This is a genomic window from Rhodococcus gordoniae, from assembly GCF_001646655.1.
GTDB lineage: Bacteria > Actinomycetota > Actinomycetes > Mycobacteriales > Mycobacteriaceae > Rhodococcus > Rhodococcus gordoniae.
The window spans coordinates 21,042-42,507 of sequence record NZ_LPZN01000031.1 but is presented as its reverse complement, the minus strand read 5'-3'; the positions used below and the strand labels follow the sequence as shown (position 1 = coordinate 42,507).

Here is a 21,466-nt window from a genome sequence, read left to right as displayed (position 1 = left end):
TCGTGGCGTTAGAGTTCGCGAAGTCCACTGAGGACCCTTTCAATCAGCTCACGACGCTCCGCGTCGCTCGAATCGTCTTTCAGCGTGGCCAGGATCTGTACGTGTCCGGCTTCGACGAGATCGGCGACGAGCACGCGTGCCACGCCGATCGGCAACCCCACGCGCGCGGCGATCTCCGCGACGGAGGGTGATTCCTTGCACAGCTCCAGGATCGTGGCGTTGATGTTGTCCAGATCCCGAGACCGATCGTCGGTACCCGGAATGGCCTGGATGAGCGCCTCCAACGCCAATTCGACCGCAGGACTCGTACGTCCCGAAGTCAGGGAGTAGGGCCGGACCAGACTGGGCTGATCCGGCACCGACTCCGGCTTCCGCGATTCCATGGCCACCTCGACGTCAGGACCCTAGACCGACCCGCGGAGTGGCTTCGACCGAAGCACCCACTCGATCGACCAAGAGCGCCATCTCGTAACCGACCTGTCCGATGTCGCACTCGGAGGCCGTCAGAGCCGCAAGGTGGGAGCCGTCGCCGACACTCATCAGCAACAGGTAGCCGTGCTGCATCTCCACGACGGACTGCAGCACACCTCCCCCGTCGAACAGCTGCGACACACCGTTGGACAGACTCGCCAGGCCCGAGGTCACCGCAGCGAGCTGCTCGGCACGATCCACCGGGAGGTGGGCGCTGGCGGCCATGAGAAGGCCGTCGGCGGACACGAGTACGGCATGCGAGACACCCGGGACTTCGCGCGCGAAGTTGGAAACCAACCAGTCCAATGGACGAGCTGCGTCGGATCCATGATCAATATTCATCGAACTCCCTGTTCGTCGTTCTCGCGATTGCTGGTATTCGCCGAGGCGCGTCCGTCGCGGACACCCTGCTGATGGCGGCTCAAGTTGGCCCGGATGGCTTCCGGGTCTCGACGTCGAATGGTCCTCGGCAGTTCACCCGTTGCCGGCGCCCGTACGGCACCCGGCACCAGGCGTTCGCCGGGGGCACGCCGCGGAAGACCCGCGGTGGTGTGCTCCTCCACGGGGGCTTCCGAAGCACGCTGAGCTGCTTCCCAACCCGCGTCCGCGGCGGAGTGCCATTCCCGCTTCCTGCGATCCTCCGGAAGGCTCGTCGGGTCGACGAGCCAATCCGACATCATCGTGGTGAAGATCGGAGTGTTGGCCGGCTGCGGACGGGCCGACGCCAGGTCGGACCGTGGCTGGAAGAACGACGCCGTCTTCGCCGAGTTGGTCCGGTAGCGGTGCCGGGCCGCCTGCTGCGCGTCGCTGCGGTGCGACACGGAACCACCGTCGGCGATACTGGGCCCGGACGCCCCTGCGGCCGAATCGAATCCGGAACCGTTGGTGGCCGCAGCGGGTCGCTGCGGAAGCCCCGGAGTGCTGCCCGGCTGACGGCGCGGCAGACCGGGCGCGCTTCCCGGACGCCGCTGCGGAAGACCCTGGAAGAGTTCCGACTGACGACGGCCCGCATCCGGGGCCGGCGCGCGCTGTGGCAGGTCGGAACGGCTCGGTGTCTCCGTCCGATCCGCGGATTCGCCACCCGCGAGCGGACCCGCCATCGGCTGCTGCGGCCGGTTCTGCGGAACCGAGGGGGACGATCCGGAAGCCCGTCCCGGAAGCCCGGGAGTCGCGCCCGGACGACGCTGCGGAAGACCGGGGGAAGCGGGGCGCTGCTGCGGGGCGGGCGCACGATGTGCCGAGTCCTGCTGCGGCTCGCGGACCGGCAGGGACTGCTGCGAGTCCCATGCCTGCGACTGATCCTGCCGGCTGTCGCGTGCGGGCGCGGAATTCGTCGGCGACAGACCCGGCGTGGCACCGGGGCGACGCTGCGGAAGACCCGAAAGTCCTTCACGACGAGCGGGATCGGCGTCGGGCCGTGGAGTGGAACCGTTGTGTCCCTCACCGTTGCGGCCGTCGGTCGAGTGCCCGTTGGTCTCCTCCGGTCCGCGGCGAGGACCGCGCGGGGGCAGGGACGACGCGAACGCTGCTGCGGCATCCGGTTCGATCCGGCGCGGCTGCGGTGACCTGGGCGGAGTCGGCAGACCCGGAGTCCCACCCGGCTGACGAGTGGGCAGACCCGGAGTTCCGCCGGGGCGACGTTGCGGAAGACCCGACGGCCCGATCTCGCGCGAGGCCGACGGTGTCCGGTCGTCGGGCGAGGGTGCTCGAGAGTCGCGCAGCGAGGGTGCCGGAAGTGACGACGGAGGCGGGGTGAACTCGTTCCGTCCCGATTCGCGTTGCAACTCGTCCCGGCGCTCGTCCTGGTAGGACGGCGCCGTGTCCCGCGCAGCGGAAGGGGTTTCGTCGACATCGCTCGCGTAACTGTCGTTCGCGTAGCCGGCTTTCGCGTACGCGTCGTCGGACTCGCCGGCCCGGACATCGTCGTTCGCGGCCTCGGGAAGACCCTGCCGTGCGACGGGCGCCGAGATCGCCTGCGGTGCCGAGTACTCCTCCGGCTCCAGTTCGAGAGGGGGCTGAGGACCGGTGTGCGACAACGCAAGCGGGGACACCAGCAGCACGTCCGGGATGTGGACGCTCGCGGTGATACCCGGGTTGCGTGCGGTGTCGAAGGTCGGGCGCAGACGCACGGTGAGACCGTGCCGCTCGGCGAGTCGCGACACCACGAACAGACCCATGTGGCGTGCGGTGTCCGGACCGACCTCGCCGCCCTTGGCGAGACGCTGGTTGATGACCTCGAGTTCGTCGGCCGGGATACCGATACCGCGGTCGGCGATCTCGACGAGCAGACCGCCGTCGACGGCACGCGCGAAGCTGAAGGTGACGTTGCTGTCGGGCGGTGACGCACGCAACGAGTTGTCGACCAGCTCGGCCAGGAGGTGCACGATGTCGGTCGCGACCGCGCCACTGAGAGCACCGTCGGGCGTCGAGCCGATCTGCACGCGCTGGTAATCCTCGACCTCCGACATCGCGGCGCGCAGGATGTCGCCGAGCTGAACGGGCGCGGAGTGACCGCGACGCATGCGCGTACCGGAGAGAATCAGCAGGTTGTCGCCGTTACGACGCATACGCGCGGCGAGGTGGTCGAGACGGAACAGGCTCTCGAGTCGAGCGGGGTCCTTCTCCTCGTACTCGAGTCGTTCGATGAGACCGAGTTGCTGCTCCACGAGCGACTTCGACCGACGCGCGAGCGTCTCGAACATGTCGCTGATCTGCAGACGCAGGTGGGCCTGCTCGCCGGCGAGGCGCAGAGCCTGCCCGTGCATGTCGTCGACCGCGCGAGCGAGCTGCCCGATCTCCTCGGTGGTGTGCACCGGGACGCGGGTGAACTCGATGTCCTCGATGTTGTCGCCGACCTTGATTCGGTCGATCGCCTCGGGAAGCTCCTGCCGCGCCACCTTCAGGGTGCCGTAGCGCAGACGACGGATCGGTCCGACGAGCGAACGCGACACGAGCAGTGCGAGCACGAGTGCCGCGAGCAGGGCCGCGAGCACGATCGCGGTATCGCGGAGCGCGGCCGAGCGGGTTTGCGCCGCGCGTTCCTGAATGGTGGTGCTGACCTGGTTCGACGCTTCTTCGATGATGGTGCCGTAGATGTCGACACTGTTGAGCAACGACGCGCGGAGGTTGAGGATCGGGAGCGGATCCGAGCCGGCCGCGTCGACCATGTCGGCACGCTCCTGGACGCCGGCACGGAGTTCGGCGATCTGAGCATCGGCCATCGGGTAGGAGCGGGCGAGCAGATCGAGCATCGCGAGTTCGGCGCCGGACGCCGACACCAGGGCGGTGCCGGGCTGAGTGGGGTCGCCGAGGAGCTGGAGCAGACCGAGTACCTGACCGAAGAGGTAGCGCTGGGAGTACCACGCGTTGATCAGCTGGTCGCCGTAGCCGAGGATCTCGCGATCGTCGACCTCGCCGAGGATGGCCTCGACGATACGGTTGAGGCTGTCGCGCACCTCGCTCGTGACGGCACCGATCTCTTGGATCGGCACCGGACCGGCCTGCATCTTCGTGTAGAGCGACTGGGCCGTGGCGGCGGTGCGGCTGAGGTCGGCGGTCACCGCGGGATCGAGTTCGGGGTTCTCCGTGACCGAGGCGATCGTGCCGAAAGCGTCACCGAGAGCCGCCATTTCCTCGGGGGTCGCCGTTCCGGCCGCGGCACCCGCGGTGGCGGTGGCGAACGCCGTCGAGAAATCCACGATGTCCGGCACGGCTGCGACCTGATCGGCTGCGGACGAGAAGTGGACGGCGTTGCTGAGCTCGTTCTCGACCCGAAGACCACCGAGGACCATTGCCACGGTCACGGGGACAGCGAGAACGGCGGTGACCTTCCTGCGAAGACCCCACCCCTCGATGTTCCACCACCGCTGCTGGGGCGGCGACTTGTCACTCATGGATCACAGCTCTCCTTCCACCCCGTCCGCGCCGGGCGACGAACACCAGTCGGCACTGCACTCCGATGAGCGCGTTTTCGATCGAGTGCAGTCGAACGAGACGTTTCGGGTGAGGGCACCATATCGGGACATACAGCGGATACGGAAGAGTGAGTTCTTCCCGTACCCCCGCGCTGCCCCGGCCCCCTCGTCGGCAGCCACACGTACAGATGGCCGATAGGAGTGTACTCACGAGTAACGAAGAAGGCTAACGGCCCTTCCCACTTCCGGGCGCACGACATGCGAATCCCCGCCGTGATGTACGACACAGCGGGGATTCGCATGCAGTTCTCCGGCGCTGCCGGCCGTGATCAGACGTCGAGGAAGCGGACATCCTTCGCGTTACGGGTGATGAAGCTCCGTCGTGCCGCGACGTCCTCGCCCATGAGGACGCTGAACAACTCGTCGGCCGCGGCGGCGTCGTCGAGGGTCACCTGACGCAGGACGCGGACGCTCGGATCCATCGTGGTCTCCCACAGTTCCTTGGCGTTCATCTCACCGAGACCCTTGTAACGCTGGATACCGTCGTCCTTGTTGATCTTCTTGCCCGCGGCGAGACCCGCCTCGAGCAGGGCGTCGCGCTCACGGTCCGAGTACGCGAACTCCGGCTCGCTGCGCTGCCACTTGAGCTTGTACAGCGGCGGCTGCGCCAGGAAGACGTGACCTTCCTCGACCAGCGGGCGCATGAAACGGAACAGCAGCGTGAGCAACAGCGTCGCGATGTGCTGACCGTCGACGTCGGCGTCGGCCATCAGGACGATCTTGTGATAGCGCAGCTTCGCGATGTCGAACTCTTCGTGGATGCCGGTACCGAACGCCGTGATGATCGACTGGACCTCGGCGTTCTTGAGCACCTTGTCGATACGGGCCTTCTCGACGTTGATGATCTTGCCGCGCAACGGAAGGATCGCCTGGTACATCGAGTCGCGACCCGACTTGGCGGACCCCCCTGCGGAGTCGCCCTCCACGATGTAGATCTCGCACTTGCTCGGATCCTTCGACCGGCAGTCGGCCAGCTTGCCGGGCAGACCACCGATGTCCGTCGCGCTCTTGCGGCGGACGAGCTCGCGGGCCTTTCGGGCGGCGACACGTGCGTGCGCCGACGACACGGCCTTGGTGACGATCGTCTTCGCGTCGGCCGGATTGGCCTCGAACCAGTGCGAGATGTGCTCGTTGCACGCCTTCTGCACGAACGACTTCACCTCGGTGTTGCCGAGCTTGGTCTTGGTCTGGCCCTCGAACTGCGGCTCGGCGACCTTGACGGAGATGATCGCTGCCAGGCCCTCGCGGATGTCGTCGCCCGTGAGGTTGGGGTCCTTCTCCTTGAGGAGCTTCTTGTCCTTCGCGTAGCGGTTGACGACGGTGGTCAGCGCCGCGCGGAAGCCTTCCTCGTGCGTGCCGCCCTCGTGGGTGTTGATGGTGTTGGCGAAAGTGTGGACGGACTCGGAGTAACCCGAGTTCCACTGCATCGCGACCTCGAGTTCGTGGCCGGTGCCCTTGGCCGTGAACCCGACGACCGAGTTGTGGATGGGCGTCTTCGTGCGATTGATGTGCCGCACGTAGTCCTCGAGACCACCGGGGTAGTGGTACGTGCGGACCTTGACCTTGTGGACCTCGGGTTCGGCGGCCTCGACGGCCTGGTCCTCCGCAGTCTTGGGGGCGTCCGCGGTGTCGGGGACGTCTTCCTCGGTGACCTCTTCGGGTGCGACCCGCTCGTCGGTGAGGGTGATGGTCAATCCCTTGTTGAGGAACGCCATCTCCTGCAGGCGACGCGCGACGGTCTCGAAGTTGAACGTCGTGGTCTCGAAGATCTCGGGGTCGGGCCAGAACCGGACGGTGGTACCCGTGCGCTTGGTGGCCTCTCCTCTGACCAGCTCGCCCGGCTTCGAGGCGGTGTACGTCTGCTCCCAGTGGTACCCGTCGTTGTCGATCTCGACCTCGAGGATTGTGGACAGGGCGTTCACCACGGAGATACCGACACCGTGCAGACCGCCGGAGACGGCGTAGGCGTCGGAGTCGAACTTGCCGCCGGCGTGGAGCTGGGTGAGGACGACCTCGACGGTAGGGACACCGGACGCGTGCATACCGACGGGAATACCGCGGCCGTCGTCGACGACCTGGACGCCACCGTCGGCGAGGAGGGTGACCTCCACCTTCGACGCGTAACCGGCCATGGCCTCGTCGACCGAGTTGTCGACGACCTCCCAGATCAGGTGGTGCAGACCACGCTCTCCGGTGGAACCGATGTACATGCCGGGGCGCTTGCGCACCGCCTCGAGACCCTCGAGGACGGTGATGGACGACGCACCGTACTCATTCTTGTTGTTGTTCGACTTCTGGGCAGCCACGGGTGGGTAGCTCTCCTTCTCCGATCGGCCCCGCGCACGCGCGCGACGCATTCCTGTCCATCCTACGTGCCCTGAGGCCCTGCACCGGGGTCGACACGAATGCGGGCATCCGCACCGCTGACGTCCCCGTAGCCGCCCCTTCGCGAGCGGGACGACGTGATTTCCTAGGCACCCGGATTTTCGCCCCGTGTACGGGCCGCGAGCGATCCGGGAATCACCCGTAGGTGTCGCGTGGTCCGCGGCCGCGGATGTGACGTTCGCCCTTCCGCCAGCTCGGAGCCGTCGGGCCGGTGATCCGCAGTTCCTTCACCACTCCGTGCCCCACGGCCGCGGCGATCTTCGCGAGGATCTGCGACTGCATCATCCTCAACTGCGTCGCCCAGGCCGTCGACTCGGCCGAGACGTGCAGGATTCCGTCGCGCAGTGTGGTCGGCTGGGCATGGCTCGCGATGTCGTCACCCACGACCCGGGCCCAGCTCCCCATGACGGTGCCTTCGGACACGTGCGTCGACCACCCCCGCTGCTTGGACAGCGACTGCGCGAGGGCACCGAGCGGCTGGGGGTCGCGGTCGTCCGGTCCGGGCCCCGACCAGCCGCGACGCCGGCGTTTCGGGCGCAGCCGGCCCCGCGACGCGCGTCCCTGTCCCACGGCCTTGCCGCTCGCCTTCGCGGCGGCCCGAGCCTCCTCGAGCGCGCGACGGGCCAGGTCGATGCCCTTCAGCTCCGGCTCGTTCGAACCGCCCTCGGCACCTGTCCGTTCGTCGTTCATCCGACCTCCCCGGTGATCCGGTCCGTCTCCCGTTGCACCGATCCCAGCACAGAGATACGACCTTCTCCGGTGTCCTCGACGTGGACGGGGAACCGGGCACCGTTCAACTCGGCGGGCACGTCCTCCGGCACGGCCGCCGTGATCAGCACCTGCTCGGCCGTCGTGGCGACCTCGGCGAGCGCGGACCGCCGGCGACGATCGAGTTCGGCGAAGACGTCGTCGAGCATGAGAACCGGATCGGTGCCGTCGGTACGTAGCAGGGCGAACGCCCCGAGCCGTAACGCGAGCGCGAACGACCACGATTCGCCGTGGCTCGCATAACCTTTCGCCGGCTCGGCGCCGAGCATCAGCTCGAGATCGTCGCGGTGCGGTCCGACGAGGCAGACTCCGCGTTCGATCTCCCTGGACCGCATCTCCGCGAGCCGGTGGAGGAAGACGGTCTCGAGAAACTCGCGATCGTCCCGTGCAGGCATCCGGGCCGGATCGGAGAACTCCGGTGGCAGCGCGTCACCGAGGCTGCTGCGGTAGCGCAGACTCGCCGGACGCGACTCGGGTGCGATCGATCGGTACGCTTCGGATACATGCGGGGCCAGTTCGTGCAGCAACGCGATGCGCGCCGCGAGCAGTTCGGCCCCGTGGGCCGCGAGGTGGCCGTCCCACACGTCGAGGGTGGCCAGAGCGCTCGCCCCGTCGTCGGAGCGGTTTCCCCGCCGCAGCGCCCCACCCGCCGTCTTGAGCAGCGCGGACCGCTGGCGCAGCACCTTGTCGTAGTCGGCGCGGACCCCACTCATCCGCGGGAATCGCGTGCTGAGCAGTTCGTCGAGGAACCGGCGGCGATCGCCCGGGTCGCCGCGGACGAGGGAGAGATCCTCCGGTGCGAAGAGCACCGTGCGGAGGATGCCGAGGATCTCGCGGGGCCGGCGGGCCGGCGACTGGTTGATCCGCGCCCGGTTCTGCTTGCCCTCGTTGATCTCGATGTCGATGCCGAGTTCACGGCCGTTGTTGACGACCAGAGCCCCGGCGAACGCCCGTGATGCGCCGGCCCGCAGCAACGGACCGTCGGAGGACACCCGGTGCGACGACAGCGTCGACAGATATCCGAGGGCCTCGAGCAGATTGGTCTTCCCGTGTCCGTTGCGCCCGACGAAGACCGTCGCCCCCGGAGTGAGGTCGACGGAAACCGTTCTCCACGAACGGAAGTCGCGCAGCGAGAAGGTGCGAACGTACACGGGGGTCCAGTCTCGGGGCCGGTCAGCCCGGCAGGCGCACCGGCATCAGCAGATAGGTGTAATCGCTGTCCGGAGCGGCGAAGGTGCCCGACGAGTCCGGCACGGGTTCCTCGTCGAGCGCGGGGCGCAGCACGGCGGGCCGACTCGAGGTGGTGAACCCGAACGAGACCTTGTCGGTGTGCAGCGACGTCAGTCCGTCGAGCAGGTAGCCCGGGTTGAACGCGATGATCAGCGGCTCCCCGAAGAACTCGGCGGGATGGGATTCCTCGGCCCGGCCCGCGTCGTCGCCACCGGCCGAGAGCAGCACGCTGCCCTCCGTGAACTCGAGTCGGACCTGCGCGCCGCGCTCGGCGACCAGCGCCACGCGCTTGATCGCGTCGACGAGCGGTGCGATCTCGACGGTCGCCATCGCGGTGTGCTCGTTGGGGAGCAACTGACGGAACTTGGGGAATTCGGCGTCGAGCAGGCGCGTCGTGGTGCGGCGACCTTCGGCGACGATGCCGAGCAGACCCTCTGCACCCACCGACGACCCGCTGCCGAGAGCCAGCTGGACCGGGGAGTTCGAGGATCCGCCAACGGTTTTCGCGGCCTCGGAGAGGGTCTTGGCGGGTACGAGCACGGCCGAACTCGTGGATTCCGCGGTGGGCATCCACTCGAGCTTCCGCACCGCGAGACGGAACCGGTCGGTGGCCGCGAGCACCATGTCGGTGCCCTCGATCTCCACCCGGATGCCCGTGAGCATGGGGAGCGTGTCGTCCTTGCCGGCTGCGACGGCGACCTGGCTGATGGCCTCGGCGAACAGATCGCCGGACAGCGCACCGGTCTGCTGCGGGAGCTCGGGCAGCTGCGGGTAGTCCTCCACAGGCATGGTGGGAAGTGAGAACTTGGCGCTACCGCACGTGATGAGCACGCGGGTGCCGTCGAGCACGACATCCACAGGCTTGTGAGGCAACGCGCGGGTGATGTCGGCGAGCAGTTTGCCGGACACCAGCACCCGGCCCGGAGTGATGACCTCGGCCGAGACGTGGACCTGCGCAGATACCTCGTAATCGAAGCCAGAGACCGTCAGCCCGCGTTCGTCGGCACCGAGCAGGACACCGCCCAGAACCGGAACGGGGGGTCGCGACGGAAGGCTTCGGGCAACCCATGCAACGGAATCGGCGAAGTCCTCGCGAGGCACACGAAACTTCATACTTCCCAGCTCCATCGCCCGGTGGATCCCTTCGATCGTGGTCTCGACAAGTCTACGAAGTCTGTCACAGAACCCCGACACCGATGAGGCGGAGCCGGGGGATGCGGGTCCACGTTATGCCTTCCGTCGCTGCTTGGAAAGCCGGGAGGCTCGAGGCGTGACCCTCACTCGAGGGCCTGTGGACCGAAGCTCTCCACACACCTGTTTTGAAAGAAGATTTCTGAAGAGAACTCACAGAAGTAGTAATAGGGCCTGTGGAATCTGTGGACGAACGACCGTCTAGGCTGGTGGGCGATGTTCTCGAGGGGTACGAACTCGAGGATGAACTCGAGGAGTTCTCGAGGATGAATGTGGATTCCTCGAGACTGTTCATCCTTTGTCCACTGTTCGTCCACAAAGATCCCACGTTCTGCACACCCTTGTCCACAGGTGTGGGAAGCCGAAATTTCTCGAGATACGGGACAGGGAGCGCCCTGTGGACGCTCCCTGTGGATGGATACTCGAGGCTCGAGGATCAGCGCTTGGACCGCTGCTTGATGCGCGCGGTGAGCTCCTGCACCTGGTCGTAGACCTTGCGACGCTCGGTCATCTCCTTGCGAATCTTCTTGTCCGCGTACATGACCGTGGTGTGGTCGCGACCGAAGGTCTGCCCGATCTTCGGCAACGACAGATCGGTGAGCTCGCGGCACAGATACATCGAGATCTGGCGTGCCTGCGCGAGCGGGCGTGCCTTCCCGGGGCCGCACAGGTCGTCGATCGACGTGCCGAAGTACTCCGCGGTCACGGCCATGATCGTGGCTGCGTTGATCTCGAGCGCGGACGAGTCCGGCATCAGATCCCGCAGCACCACCTCGGCGAGGGTGAGATCGAGTGGTTGCCTGTTGAGCGACGCGAAGGCCGTCACGCGGATCAAGGCACCCTCGAGTTCGCGGATGTTGCGTTCGATTCGGCTCGCGATCAGCTCGAGCACGTCGTGCGGCACGTTCAGGCCGTCCATGCGCGCCTTCTTCGACAGGATCGCGATGCGCGTCTCGAGTTCCGGCGGCTGGACGTCGGTGATCAGGCCCCACTCGAACCGGGTCCGCAGTCGTTCCTCGAGCGTCGCGAGCTGCTTGGGCGGGCGATCGGACGAGACGACGATCTGCTTGTTGGCGTTGTGGAGGGTGTTGAAAGTGTGGAAGAACTCCTCCTGGATACCTTCCTTGCCCTCGATGAACTGGATGTCGTCGACGAGCAGGATGTCGGTCTCGCGGTAGCGCCGCTTGAACGCGACCTTGCGGTCGTCGCGGAGGCTGTTGATGAAGTCGTTCGTGAACTCCTCGGTGGAGACGTACTTCACCCGCATCCCCGGGAAGAGCCGCTGGGCATAGTGGCCGGCGGCGTGCAGCAGATGCGTCTTGCCCAGGCCCGACGCACCCCAGATGAAGAGCGGGTTGTAGGCCCGTGCCGGTGCTTCGGCGATCGCCACCGCTGCGGCGTGCGCGAACCTGTTCGACGCACCGATCACGAAGGTGTCGAAGGTGTACTTCGCGTTGAGGCTGCTGCTGCCCATGGGCGGCGTCTCGGGCGGTGGGGGCTGGGTGAAGTAGGACGGCCACGACTCGCGCACGGCGGTCATCGCCTCCCGGTCGTCGTCGACCTCCTCGAGTTCGCCGTGGTCGGCCTCGAGCATGTCGTGCTCACGCGAGGAGATCAGGCGTCGCCGATAGGCGGCACCTTCACCGGGAAGCATGCCGTCGCGCGTGAATTCCCCGTCCCTCGGTCCGACGCCGTCCCTGGACACGGCGCCGTCCCGAGGCATCGCCCCGTCGCGCGGACCGCCGGCATCGCGGGGTATCGGAGCCTCCCGGCGCAGATCACGGCTGCGTGTCTCCGCGGTGCGCGGATTCACAGGCTGTGCATCGACCGGCAGGCCTTCGAGGGGCAGTGTGTCGCGAGGTTCGGCGTAGGGATCCTCGGCAGGATCATCCACACGTTCCCGCGGCTCGACGCGCACACCGAGACCCTCGACCCGGTGGCCGAGGTGCCGGTTGAGGGTGCGGAGGATGGGTTCGCGCAGATCGCGTTCGATCGACTGCTGGGCGAGCGTGGAAGGCACCGAGAGCAGGGCGAATCCCTGTGCGAGCGTGATCGGTTTGACGAGCGCGAGCCATGCCTTCTGGCTCTTCGTCAACAATCCGTCGTCGATGGTCAGCTCGGATACGACGTCCGTCCACACATCGGCCAGCGCGTTCGGCTCGTCGCTCACGCAGCTTCCCTCCCTTTGATCACCGGTTTTCCACACGATTATCCACAGGTGTGGACAACCGGGGGAATCACCCGGTGGATATGTGGATGGGAGGTTGTGTATTCGCTCAGCGGGTTCGTGGGCCCGGGCGGTCTGCGGGGATCAGTGTGACACACGGTGCGATGCGATCCGGGCTCGTACGCCGCGAATGCGCCCGGAGAAGCTGCGCGAGGGCGCCCGTGCAGGCGCGGGGCAGCGGGCCGTCACCGGCCGGCACATCGTCGTCGAACGGAGCGTGACGCGGGACTGCACAGGTAGTCGCGATGCGCCGTCGAAGACATGGCCCACAGCGTACCCGAGCTGTGCCCTGGATCACATACCTTCTCGGGGTGTAGTTTTCGTCGACGCGTCCGGCGTGTCGCGTTGATTGCCGGTGATGGTCGCGGTTTGATTTCGCGCCCGCGTCCGAGTAGCCTCGAACAGTCACTCATACTGAGGTGATGGGTTCGTCCTGCTCTTCCGGGCAATCGGATCCTGCGAATTCACGTACACGTTGGAACGACGGCGCTCACCCGTGCCGTCGCAGAATTATCGAGGAGTGTCGACCGTGGCCAAGGGCAAGCGGACGTTCCAGCCGAACAACCGACGCCGCGCGCGCGTTCACGGCTTCCGTCTCCGGATGCGGACCCGTGCGGGTCGCGCAATCGTTTCGGCGCGTCGCCGTAAGGGCCGCGCTTCTCTCACCGCCTGATTCCCTAACCGGAGCTCGGGGTGTTACCTGAGCCGTATCGACTGCGGCGCCACTCGGACTTCTCGGACACCGTCCGCCGAGGGCGTCGTCAGGGGCGGCGGGATCTGGTCGTTCACGTTCTCGAACGCGATCGCACCGAGTCCTTGGTGAGTGTCGGCGGTCCGCGTTTCGGACTGGTCGTGAGCAAGGCTGTCGGGCCGGCGGTGATTCGACATCGAGTCGCACGCCGGCTTCGTCATATCTGTGCAGGCCTCGTCGAGGCTCTGCCCTCCGAGACCGACATCGTGTTGCGCGCGCTACCCGGCGCCGCCACCGCGGAATCCCGCGAACTCGACAAGCAGGTGCGATCGGGTCTCGCTCGCCTCGGGCTGCTCGACCCCGCTGCTCCGGTCCCGAGTGGGAGTGCCCGCGCATGAACGAGGCGGAGCCGAGGTCGTGGTGGCGATCGCTGCGGTCCGCCCCGGCCCGGGCACTGATCTTCTGCATCGAGCTCTATCGCACCTATGTGTCGCCCACGCGGATGCCGACCTGCCGCTTCACCCCGACCTGTAGCGAGTACGCCGTGGAGGCGCTGCGCACGCGGGGTGTCGTCGTCGGTTCGGTCCTGGCATCGGTGAGACTGCTCAAGTGCGGCCCCTGGCACCCTGGTGGGTGGGATCCGGTACCCGAACGGAAACATCGGTCGTCCCCAGTGGGTACCTGACCGGAGCCGAGACCCGAGACCGACGCCTCTTCGTGGCGATCATGGACGACCAGAGGAGTACATAGAGCCGTGCTCGACTTCATCTACTATCCCGTGTCCTGGATCCTGTGGGTCTGGCACAAAGTCTTCGCCGCGATCCCCTTTCTGGGGCCGGACAGCGGTTGGACCTGGGCGCTGTCGGTGGTGTTCCTCGTGTTCACCCTCCGCGCGATCCTGTACAAGCCGTTCGTCAAGCAGGTGCGTACCACCCGCCAGATGCAGGAACTGCAGCCGCAGATCAAGGCGCTCCAGAAGAAGTACGCCAAGGATCGACAGCGCCAGGCGCTCGAGATGCAGAAGCTCCAGAAGGAGCACGGCTTCAACCCGCTGATGGGATGCCTGCCCGTCCTGCTGCAGGTTCCCGTCTTCATCGGCCTGTTCCACGTGCTGCGTTCGTTCAACCGCACCGGCACCGGTTTCGGCCAGCTCGGGCTGACTCCTGAGCAGAATGCGCAGCTCGGCAACTACGCGTTCAGCCCGGAAGACGTCCAGTCCTTCCTCAGTGCCCGTCTGTTCGGTGCTCCGATCTCGTCGTGGATCACGCAGCCGATGGCGTCGCTCGAAGCCTTCGCGCCGTTCGGCGGCATTCCGACGCGCTGGGAGATCGCCGCCGTCGCAGTGCCGTTGATGGTCGTCGCCGGTATCGCCACGCACTTCAATGCGCGCGCCTCCGTCGCCCGCCAGAGTGCTCAGGCCGCCGCGAATCCGCAGGCCGCGATCATGAACAAGTTGGCCCTGTACGTCTTCCCGCTGGGTGTGCTCGTCGGTGGCCCGTTCCTCCCGATCGCCGTCATCCTCTACTGGGTCAGTAACAACATCTGGACCTACGGACAGCAGCACCTCGTCTTCCGACGTATCGACAAGGAGGAGGAGGAGAAGAAGGCTGCCGCCCTGGCACGCCGAAACGAGAACGCACCGAAGCCGGGTGCCCGACCCGACAAGTCCAAGAAGAAGGGCACGGCCGCAGCGGCAGTGTCCGATGCCGGTGACGCCACGGTCGACGAGACCGGCGAAGTGTCGCTGCAGAAGGACTCCGCGGGTGACGCGGACACGGCAACATCGGCTCCGAAGCCCGGTGCGACCGCTCCCAAGCCGGGCAGCCGCCCCAAGAACTCCAAGCGCAAGCGGCGCTGACCGAAGTAGAAGAGAGCTGAACATGGCCAGTGACCTGGACAAGGTGGAAGAGGACCTCGCGGTGGCACCCGAGGAGAGCAACCCCGCGGCGGACGCCGATCTCGATGACGACGATTACCTCATCGAGGAAGGCGAAATCGCCGGCGACTACCTGGAGCAGTTGCTCGACGTTCTCGATTTCGACGGAGACATCGACCTCGACGTCGAAGGCGACCGCGCGGTCGTGAGTATCGATGGCGGCAAGGATCTCACCAAGCTCGTGGGTCGCAACGGTGAGGTTCTCGACGCTCTGCAGGAACTCACCCGCCTCGCCGTGCAGCAGGCGACGGGCGAGCGCAGCAAGCTCATGCTCGATATTGCGGGGTGGCGCGCGGGTAAGCGTAACGAACTGTCCTCGCTGGGTGCGTCGGCCGCGCAGCGCGTGCTCGAGTCCGGTAAGCGTGAAGAGTTGGAGCCGATGACGCCGTTCGAGCGCAAGATCGTGCACGACGCCGTGGCGAAGATCGACGGTGTGTCCAGCGAGAGCGAGGGGGCGGAACCGAACCGCCGTGTGGTGATCGTCAAAGATTGAGTCGGCCTCGCCGACCGAAGAGGGACTCTGCGTCGCCAGGGTCCCTCTTCGCTTTTCGTATCGATGCCGTGGGCCCCGATGTTGTTTCAGATGGGTCCACAGGAAAGGATGTTTCACGTGGAACAGCACGAGGCGGAACTGTCGGCGATCGCACAGCAGGTGTTCGGGGATCGAATCGACCTTGCCGAGCGATACCACCAGTCGTTGTCGACGGCGGGTGTCGAGCGGGGACTCATCGGGCCGCGCGAGGTACCGCGCCTGTGGGAGCGGCACATTCTCAATTGCGCTGTGGTGGGCGAACTCATCCAGGAGGGTGAGACGGTCGTCGACGTGGGCAGTGGCGCCGGCCTGCCGGGTATTCCTCTCGCGCTCGCCCGTCCCGACCTCCAGGTCACTCTCGTCGAGCCGCTTCTGCGTCGCACCGTCTATCTGGCGGAATTCGTGGAATCCAACGGGATCGAGAATGTCCTCGTGGTCCGCGGCCGAGCCGAGCAGCCGAGCGTGCTCCAGGAAGCCGGCGGTGCGGATGTCGTCACCTCGCGTGCAGTCGCACCCCTCGCCAAACTCGCCAAGTGGTCACTGCCCCTCGTCCATGAGGGAGGACGGATGCTGGCATTGAAGGGATCCTCCGCTCGAGAGGAGATCGAGCGGGATCACGACGAACTCACTCGCTTGGGCGCCGGCAATCTCGAGGTGCTCGAGTGCGGAGGTGATCTTCTTCCCGTTCCTACGCTCGTCGTCAAGGCCGAGCGGATCCCGCGTCCGGCGAGACGTCGCAAGAAGCGCTGACGCAGGATCGAGCGTTCGGCAACCCCTCATCACCCTCCCTCCCCCACCGGGTCGGGAGGGTGTTGTCTTTTCGGGACGACTCGAGGAATCTACTCGAGTGCTTTTCCGGGATGAAAGGGCCATTTCCATCGTTGTCACACCAGACCCATTCACCCCAGGTAGTTTCGTCACTGTGATGTTTGACTCGACTGCGAGCGTAGGATTTTCCGAAAGTGCTTCTACGCAATGAATTTCGAGATGAGTGCCATGACTGTTGTTGCAATGCACAGCAATTCATTTTCCTCCTTCTATCGTCCTCTCCCCTTCGCTGACCGCTGTCGACGTTTCACGTGAAACATGGCGATTCCTTTCGCTGTGTTTCACGTGAAACAACCGCCGCGTCGTTTCACGTGAAACGGCGCCCGGCCATGTCGTCGACGGAACCTGGAATGCGGATGGAATACTGGACCAACCGAGAATGCGTGCGCGTGCTCGGGAAGCCGGGACAGCTCCGGGCCAGGGACTCGCATTCTCTCGTCGGCGCCTCGGCCCGCTTCGAAGCCGGGACCGGGAAGCGACGAAGATGTAGCGTGCGAACCGAGCGGATCTACGTGTAAGGAGTGTTCGATGACGGGTGGATCTGAATCCGCTGTTTCACGTGAAACCGGAGGCGTCGAGGACGACTTCTCCCCTGTGCCCTTCGACGGTTTCTCCGCTATCGACACGCCTATCGGCGCGGCCGCTCATCGCGCCACCCAGGTCCTGCATCCGAGCGAAGCCAACTCCCTACCCAAGCCTCGCGAGCGTCGCGTCTTCACGATCGCCAACCAGAAGGGCGGGGTGGGTAAGACCACCACGGCGGTGAATATCGCCTCCGCTCTCGCCGTCCAGGGTCTGTCCGTTCTCGTCGTCGACCTCGATCCGCAGGGCAATGCGAGCACCGCATTGGGCGTGCCGCACTACTCCGGCATTCCCTCGAGCTACGAGATCCTCCTCGGAGAGATCAGTGCCGCCGAGGCCGTGCAACAGAGCCCTCACAACGAACGCCTCTTCTGCATCCCCGCCACCATCGACCTCGCGGGCGCCGAAATCGAACTCGTCTCGATGGTCGCCCGAGAGAACCGTCTCCGGAACGCCCTCACGAAGGAAGCTCTCGGCGATCGCGACTTCGACTACGTGATCATCGACTGCCCGCCCTCGCTCGGCTTGCTCACGGTCAACGCTCTCGTTGCCGCGAAGGAAGTCCTCATCCCCATCCAGTGCGAGTACTACGCACTCGAGGGCGTCGGGCAGCTCCTGCGCAACATCGAGCTCGTCCAATCCCATCTCAACCCCGAACTGCACGTCTCGACCGTTCTCCTGACGATGTACGACGGGCGAACCAAACTGGCCGATCAGGTCGCTGCAGAGGTACGTGCCCACTTCGGCAGCGCGGTGCTGCGTGCCGTCATCCCCCGTAGCGTAAAAGTCTCCGAAGCTCCCGGTTACGGGATGACAGTTCTCGACTACGATCCTGGATCGCGCGGCGCGATGAGCTACCTCGACGCCGGGCGCGAGTTGGCGGCACGCGGGGCACACGAGAATCAGGGGAACGGATGAGCGCGACACGCAAGGGCGGGCTCGGTCGAGGTCTGGCAGCTCTCATCCCTACCGGACCGCCGGTGGACGCAGAGCAGAAGCCGGCCCCCGCTACCACCACTACGGCCACCGCCCCGGCCGAGCCGGACCCGGTTGCCCCTGCGTCCACCAAGTCCGCAGCGTCCGCACCTGCGAAGCCTGCTGGGGGCGGGCAGCCCACCAAGTCGGCCGCTGCGCGTCGCGCAGCGTCGTCGGTCCTGAACCTGCCGTCGTCCGGTCTGGGCACGGCCGCCGCCGACGTCATCATCGGCGACGGCAAGCCGACGACACCGGTGTTCCGGAACGAGGCGGCCCGGCCGTCCGACGACTCGGCGGAGTCGTCCACAGCGACCATCGAGAGTGAACCCCTCCCCTCCCCCGCCGGAGCGGTGTACCTCGAGATCCCGATCGGCCGGATCGAACCCAATCCGAAGCAGCCGCGTCAGGTCTTCGACGAGGAAGCACTCGCGGAGCTCGTCCACTCCATCCGTGAGTTCGGGCTCATGCAACCGGTCGTGGTCCGCCGTCTCGACGGCGACCGCTTCCAACTCGTGATGGGCGAACGTCGCTGGCGTGCCGTCCAGGAAGCCGGGCTCGACACGATCCCCGCGATCGTTCGCGACACCGAGGACGAGTCGCTGTTGCGCGACGCGCTGCTGGAGAACATCCACCGGGTGCAACTCAACCCCCTCGAAGAGGCAGCGGCATATCAGCAGTTGCTCGAGGAGTTCGAGGTCACCCACGAGGAACTTGCCGGCCGGCTCGGTCGATCGCGACCGGTCATCACGAACATGATCCGCTTGCTCAAGCTGCCGGTCGCGGTGCAACGGCGAGTGGCGGCCGGGGTGCTGTCGGCCGGGCATGCGCGCGCCCTGCTGGCGCTCGAGGCCGGTGCCGACGCCCAGGAAGCACTCGCCGCACGCATTGTCGCCGAGGGTCTGTCCGTGCGTGCGACGGAAGAAGCCGTCGTGCTCGCCAACCGCAACGACACCCCCGATGCTCCGCAGCAGAAGCGCCGGAAACCCATCCAGATGCCCGGACTGCAGGATGTCGCGGAGCGGCTGTCGAACTCCTTCGATACGCGCGTCACCGTGAGTCTCGGCAAGCGCAAGGGCAAGATCGTGGTGGAGTTCGGTTCGGTCGACGACCTCGAACGCATCGTGAAGATGATGGAGTCGCAGACCGACCTTTCTTGACTCCTCGTCGGGGCAGGACAACAGTCTGTAGACGAAAGACGTGGAGGCGAACTATCCCGTGTCGACTCGAGTGTCACCGCTCACGCTGAGTGCGATCGAGCAGTTGCCTGCTCATGCGCGGCGATGCGTGTTCTGGGAGATCGATCCCACCGCGTCACCCGACCTGCAACACTTCGCCGACCCCGAGTTCGAGAAGGAAGCATGGCTGTCCATGGTCCTTCTCGAATGGGGGTCGTGCGGCCAGATCGCGACGATCGGCGACAAGGCCGCGGGGTGCGCGCTCTACGCTCCCCCGGGCATGGTTCCCCGCTCGCAGGCCTTCCCCACCGCACCCGTCAGCGCCGACGCGATCCTGCTGACGTCGATGCGGACCGAGCCGCATGCCGCCGACCTGAACGTCGGTGCCGACCTTGTTCGGGGTGTCGTCGCCGATCTCGTTCGGCGCAATGTTCGTGCCATCGAGGCCTTCGGAATCCGGCACGGCACCGACGCCGAGGCCGGCGATGTGCCGCACGCGACGGCCGCGCTCGGATGCTCCGACACGGAGTGCATGATCGACGCCGACTTCCTCGAAGACATGGGCTTCGAGGTCGTCGCACCGCACCACCGATATCCGCGTCTGCGTCTCGAACTCGACCGCGACCACGAATGGAAGATCGCCGTGGAGGCCGCGCTCGACAGGCTCCTCGAGGAGTCCTCTCTCACCATCGCGGATCTGACCGCAGGGTCGCCGGTGGGCGCCCACTGACGTCCTCCGGGACATCGATCGCCCTTCGGGACACAGAGGAAAAGGACCGCTCCGCAGACGCTGCGGAGCGGTCCTTTTCTCGTGTGTGGTCCGGTCAGCGACTGTCCGAGATGGAGAGCTCTTCGGCGAGCAACTCGGCGAAGGTGTAGGTGCCGGTCGGCTGGTCGTCCTGGCCGAGCAGGTACAGCCGCTTCACCGCGATGAGGATCGCCTCGGCGATGATGTCGCGGCTGCGCGGATCGGCGAGCAACGTGGCGTCGTGCTCGTTGGTGAGGTAACCGAGGTCGATCTGGACCGTGGGCATGTTGGTCAGGCGCAGCAGGTCCCAGGTGCGGCCGTGGCTACGGCAGTCCTGCAGGGTCGTGCGGGCGACGATCTCGCGCTGGATGTAGCCGGAGAGCACCTGGCCGATCATCGATTCGGAACCGTGCGAGTTGCCGTAATGGAAGCTCGCGATTCCGTTCGCGGCGGGGCTGCGACTCGCATCGCAGCGCAGCGAAAGCATGAGGTCGGCGCCGAAGGCGTTGGACGTGCCCGCGCGTTCGACGTCGGTCGGATTCACGTGGTACGGCCGCGACAGGAAGGTCTCCATGCCCGTCGCCGCCATCCGGCCCTCGAGTCGCCGCGCGAGATCCCACAGGATGTCGGCCTCCGAAATGGGGCCGTGAGGGCTCGGCACGATGATGCCGTGGGTGTTGCCTCCGAGACCGGGGTCGATGACGATGCGCTTGCCGCTGAGCTGTGGCCCGGAGCGGCGGACGATTTCTTCCTCGCTGATCGCGTGGGGCGAACCACCCGACACGCGGGTACCGAGCAGTTCGAGCGCGCGCAGGGTCTCGGCACCGCAGATGCCGTCGGAGGCGAGGCCGATCTCGCGCTGGAAGGAACACAGCCCTTCGTGCGTCTTCGGACCGAAGTAACCGTCCACGCGGTCGACGTAGAAGCCGAGATCTTGCAGACGGGTCTGCAGGGCGGCGACATCGTCTCCGTAGAGCGGAGCGGAGAGCTGATACATCAGGGTGCGCGCACCGAGTTTGTACGCCGCTTCCTTCAACGAGCGATAGGTCGCGGGTCCGACGATCCCGTCGACGAGCAGACCGCGCTGCTGCTGGAATGCACGCACAGCTCCGTCGAGTTCACGATCGAACGGGACGTCCGATCCCATCCAGTCGCCCGACTCCTCGGGCTCGTTGTGAAGGAATCCCAGGCCGGCCAAGGTGCTCCGGATCTCGGCGACAGCCGGACCGTGGTCGCCGTGACGAAGAGGGCGCATGTATCGGGCCTTTCCGTGCTGACCGGATCGGTGCCCGGCATGAGGGCTGGGCAGCATCGAACGGGGGTGGATGAAGGATGTGCCCGTGCAAACGGACTCACGGGCACATCCGAGCGTTGATCCTGGGACGGTACTACAGGACGTCCGCGAGGTCCCGAAGCAACGCCGCCTTACCCTTGGCTCCCACGATCGTCTTCGTGGGCTTGCCGCCGGAGAAGAGGATCATCGTAGGGATCGACATGACCTGGTAGTCGCGGGCGGCCGACGGGTTGGCGTCGATGTCGAGCTTGGCGACGGTCAGCTTGTCGCCGTGCTCGGCCGCGATCTCCTCGAGAACCGGAGCGACCATCTTGCACGGACCGCACCAGGTGGCCCAGAAGTCGACAAGGACGGGCTTCTCGGACTGCAGTACGTCCTCGACGAACGACGAGTCGGTGATGGTGACGGTGTTGGCGTTGTTGTCGGCCACGTAGGTCTCCTGAATCTGGGGATGGAATG

The 21,466-nt window shown here is 66.2% G+C and carries 19 protein-coding genes; 9 read left to right on the top strand and 10 right to left on the bottom strand.

What is annotated here, in order from left to right:
- Window positions 1-8: 8 nt before the first annotated feature.
- The 8 genes from A8G18_RS13335 to dnaA all read right to left on the bottom strand — a co-directional run bounded on the left by A8G18_RS13335 (window position 9) and on the right by dnaA (window position 12,135).
- Window positions 9-383: a DUF742 domain-containing protein gene (locus A8G18_RS13335; protein WP_016931519.1), complete on the bottom strand. Its 375-nt coding sequence runs from the start codon at window positions 381-383 to the stop codon at window positions 9-11.
- A 13-nt stretch (window positions 384-396) separates the two neighbouring features.
- On the bottom strand, window positions 397-813 hold the full coding sequence (locus tag A8G18_RS13330; RefSeq protein WP_006550917.1) for a roadblock/LC7 domain-containing protein: 417 nt from the start codon (window positions 811-813) through the stop codon (window positions 397-399).
- Window positions 810-4,364 (bottom strand): sensor histidine kinase, encoded by a 3,555-nt coding sequence (locus A8G18_RS13325; RefSeq protein ID WP_064064250.1) that lies wholly within the window; start codon window positions 4,362-4,364, stop codon window positions 810-812. The genes A8G18_RS13330 and A8G18_RS13325 overlap by 4 nt, the downstream gene beginning before the upstream one ends.
- Before the next feature lie 350 nt (window positions 4,365-4,714).
- On the bottom strand, window positions 4,715-6,751 hold the full coding sequence (gene gyrB / locus A8G18_RS13320; protein ID WP_016931521.1) for a DNA topoisomerase (ATP-hydrolyzing) subunit B: 2,037 nt from the start codon (window positions 6,749-6,751) through the stop codon (window positions 4,715-4,717).
- Between the two features lie 214 nt (window positions 6,752-6,965).
- Complete coding sequence (locus A8G18_RS13315; protein ID WP_064064249.1) at window positions 6,966-7,520, bottom strand: DUF721 family protein; 555 nt, start codon at window positions 7,518-7,520, stop codon at window positions 6,966-6,968.
- Entirely contained in the window at window positions 7,517-8,749 is a 1,233-nt protein-coding gene (gene recF, locus A8G18_RS13310; protein WP_064064248.1) for a DNA replication/repair protein RecF, read from the bottom strand. The genes A8G18_RS13315 and recF overlap by 4 nt, the downstream gene beginning before the upstream one ends.
- A 22-nt stretch (window positions 8,750-8,771) precedes the next feature.
- Window positions 8,772-9,956 carry a DNA polymerase III subunit beta gene (dnaN, locus tag A8G18_RS13305; RefSeq protein ID WP_026002735.1) on the bottom strand — a complete coding sequence of 395 codons (1,185 nt, stop codon included), beginning with the start codon at window positions 9,954-9,956 and terminating at the stop codon, window positions 8,772-8,774.
- A gap of 499 nt (window positions 9,957-10,455) precedes the next feature.
- Entirely contained in the window at window positions 10,456-12,135 is a 1,680-nt protein-coding gene (gene dnaA / locus A8G18_RS13300) for a chromosomal replication initiator protein DnaA (protein WP_421097285.1), read from the bottom strand.
- A 640-nt stretch (window positions 12,136-12,775) separates the two neighbouring features.
- Here dnaA and rpmH point away from each other — a divergent pair.
- The 9 genes from rpmH (at window position 12,776) to A8G18_RS13260 (ending at window position 19,695) form a co-directional block, all read left to right on the top strand.
- The gene (rpmH, locus tag A8G18_RS22490; protein WP_006550910.1) at window positions 12,776-12,919 is read left to right on the top strand and encodes a 50S ribosomal protein L34; all 144 of its coding nucleotides are present in this window, start codon (window positions 12,776-12,778) and stop codon (window positions 12,917-12,919) included.
- A 20-nt stretch (window positions 12,920-12,939) separates the two neighbouring features.
- Window positions 12,940-13,335, top strand: coding sequence for a ribonuclease P protein component (rnpA, locus tag A8G18_RS13295; protein ID WP_084421784.1), 396 nt, complete (start codon window positions 12,940-12,942; stop codon window positions 13,333-13,335).
- The gene (gene yidD / locus A8G18_RS13290) at window positions 13,332-13,622 is read left to right on the top strand and encodes a membrane protein insertion efficiency factor YidD (RefSeq protein ID WP_064064245.1); all 291 of its coding nucleotides are present in this window, start codon (window positions 13,332-13,334) and stop codon (window positions 13,620-13,622) included. The genes rnpA and yidD overlap by 4 nt, the downstream gene beginning before the upstream one ends.
- Before the next feature lie 69 nt (window positions 13,623-13,691).
- Window positions 13,692-14,795: a membrane protein insertase YidC gene (gene yidC, locus A8G18_RS13285; protein WP_064064244.1), complete on the top strand. Its 1,104-nt coding sequence runs from the start codon at window positions 13,692-13,694 to the stop codon at window positions 14,793-14,795.
- A 22-nt stretch (window positions 14,796-14,817) separates the two neighbouring features.
- Window positions 14,818-15,366: a Jag family protein gene (locus tag A8G18_RS13280; protein WP_064064243.1), complete on the top strand. Its 549-nt coding sequence runs from the start codon at window positions 14,818-14,820 to the stop codon at window positions 15,364-15,366.
- A gap of 108 nt (window positions 15,367-15,474) precedes the next feature.
- The gene (gene rsmG, locus A8G18_RS13275) at window positions 15,475-16,155 is read left to right on the top strand and encodes a 16S rRNA (guanine(527)-N(7))-methyltransferase RsmG (protein ID WP_037221823.1); all 681 of its coding nucleotides are present in this window, start codon (window positions 15,475-15,477) and stop codon (window positions 16,153-16,155) included.
- Window positions 16,156-16,761: 606 nt separating this feature from the next.
- Entirely contained in the window at window positions 16,762-17,733 is a 972-nt protein-coding gene (locus A8G18_RS13270) for a ParA family protein (RefSeq protein ID WP_064064242.1), read from the top strand.
- The gene (locus tag A8G18_RS13265; RefSeq protein WP_209447026.1) at window positions 17,730-18,947 is read left to right on the top strand and encodes a ParB/RepB/Spo0J family partition protein; all 1,218 of its coding nucleotides are present in this window, start codon (window positions 17,730-17,732) and stop codon (window positions 18,945-18,947) included. The genes A8G18_RS13270 and A8G18_RS13265 overlap by 4 nt, the downstream gene beginning before the upstream one ends.
- Window positions 18,948-19,005: 58 nt before the next feature.
- Window positions 19,006-19,695, top strand: coding sequence for a hypothetical protein (locus A8G18_RS13260; protein ID WP_064064271.1), 690 nt, complete (start codon window positions 19,006-19,008; stop codon window positions 19,693-19,695).
- A 94-nt stretch (window positions 19,696-19,789) separates the two neighbouring features.
- On the opposite strand, the gene A8G18_RS13255 is transcribed toward A8G18_RS13260, so the two are convergent.
- Window positions 19,790-20,968 (bottom strand): N-acetylmuramoyl-L-alanine amidase, encoded by a 1,179-nt coding sequence (locus A8G18_RS13255; protein WP_016931534.1) that lies wholly within the window; start codon window positions 20,966-20,968, stop codon window positions 19,790-19,792.
- Between the two features lie 133 nt (window positions 20,969-21,101).
- Window positions 21,102-21,437 (bottom strand): thioredoxin, encoded by a 336-nt coding sequence (gene trxA, locus A8G18_RS13250; RefSeq protein ID WP_016931535.1) that lies wholly within the window; start codon window positions 21,435-21,437, stop codon window positions 21,102-21,104.
- Window positions 21,438-21,466 lie beyond the last annotated feature (29 nt).

Excerpts from the sequence above, each read along its gene's own strand:
- A8G18_RS13335 (WP_016931519.1), bottom strand. The coding sequence starts at position 383 with ATGGAATCGCGGAAGCCGGAGTCGGTGCCGGATCAGCCCAGTCTGGTC.
- A8G18_RS13330 (WP_006550917.1), bottom strand. The coding sequence starts at position 813 with ATGAATATTGATCATGGATCCGACGCAGCTCGTCCATTGGACTGGTTG.
- A8G18_RS13325 (WP_064064250.1), bottom strand. The coding sequence starts at position 4,364 with ATGAGTGACAAGTCGCCGCCCCAGCAGCGGTGGTGGAACATCGAGGGG.
- A8G18_RS13315 (WP_064064249.1), bottom strand. The coding sequence starts at position 7,520 with ATGAACGACGAACGGACAGGTGCCGAGGGCGGTTCGAACGAGCCGGAG.
- dnaN (WP_026002735.1), bottom strand. The coding sequence starts at position 9,956 with ATGGAGCTGGGAAGTATGAAGTTTCGTGTGCCTCGCGAGGACTTCGCC.
- yidD (WP_064064245.1), top strand. The coding sequence starts at position 13,332 with ATGAACGAGGCGGAGCCGAGGTCGTGGTGGCGATCGCTGCGGTCCGCC.
- A8G18_RS13280 (WP_064064243.1), top strand. The coding sequence starts at position 14,818 with ATGGCCAGTGACCTGGACAAGGTGGAAGAGGACCTCGCGGTGGCACCC.
- rsmG (WP_037221823.1), top strand. The coding sequence starts at position 15,475 with ATGTTTCACGTGGAACAGCACGAGGCGGAACTGTCGGCGATCGCACAG.
- A8G18_RS13270 (WP_064064242.1), top strand. The coding sequence starts at position 16,762 with ATGACGGGTGGATCTGAATCCGCTGTTTCACGTGAAACCGGAGGCGTC.
- A8G18_RS13265 (WP_209447026.1), top strand. The coding sequence starts at position 17,730 with ATGAGCGCGACACGCAAGGGCGGGCTCGGTCGAGGTCTGGCAGCTCTC.
- A8G18_RS13255 (WP_016931534.1), bottom strand. The coding sequence starts at position 20,968 with ATGCGCCCTCTTCGTCACGGCGACCACGGTCCGGCTGTCGCCGAGATC.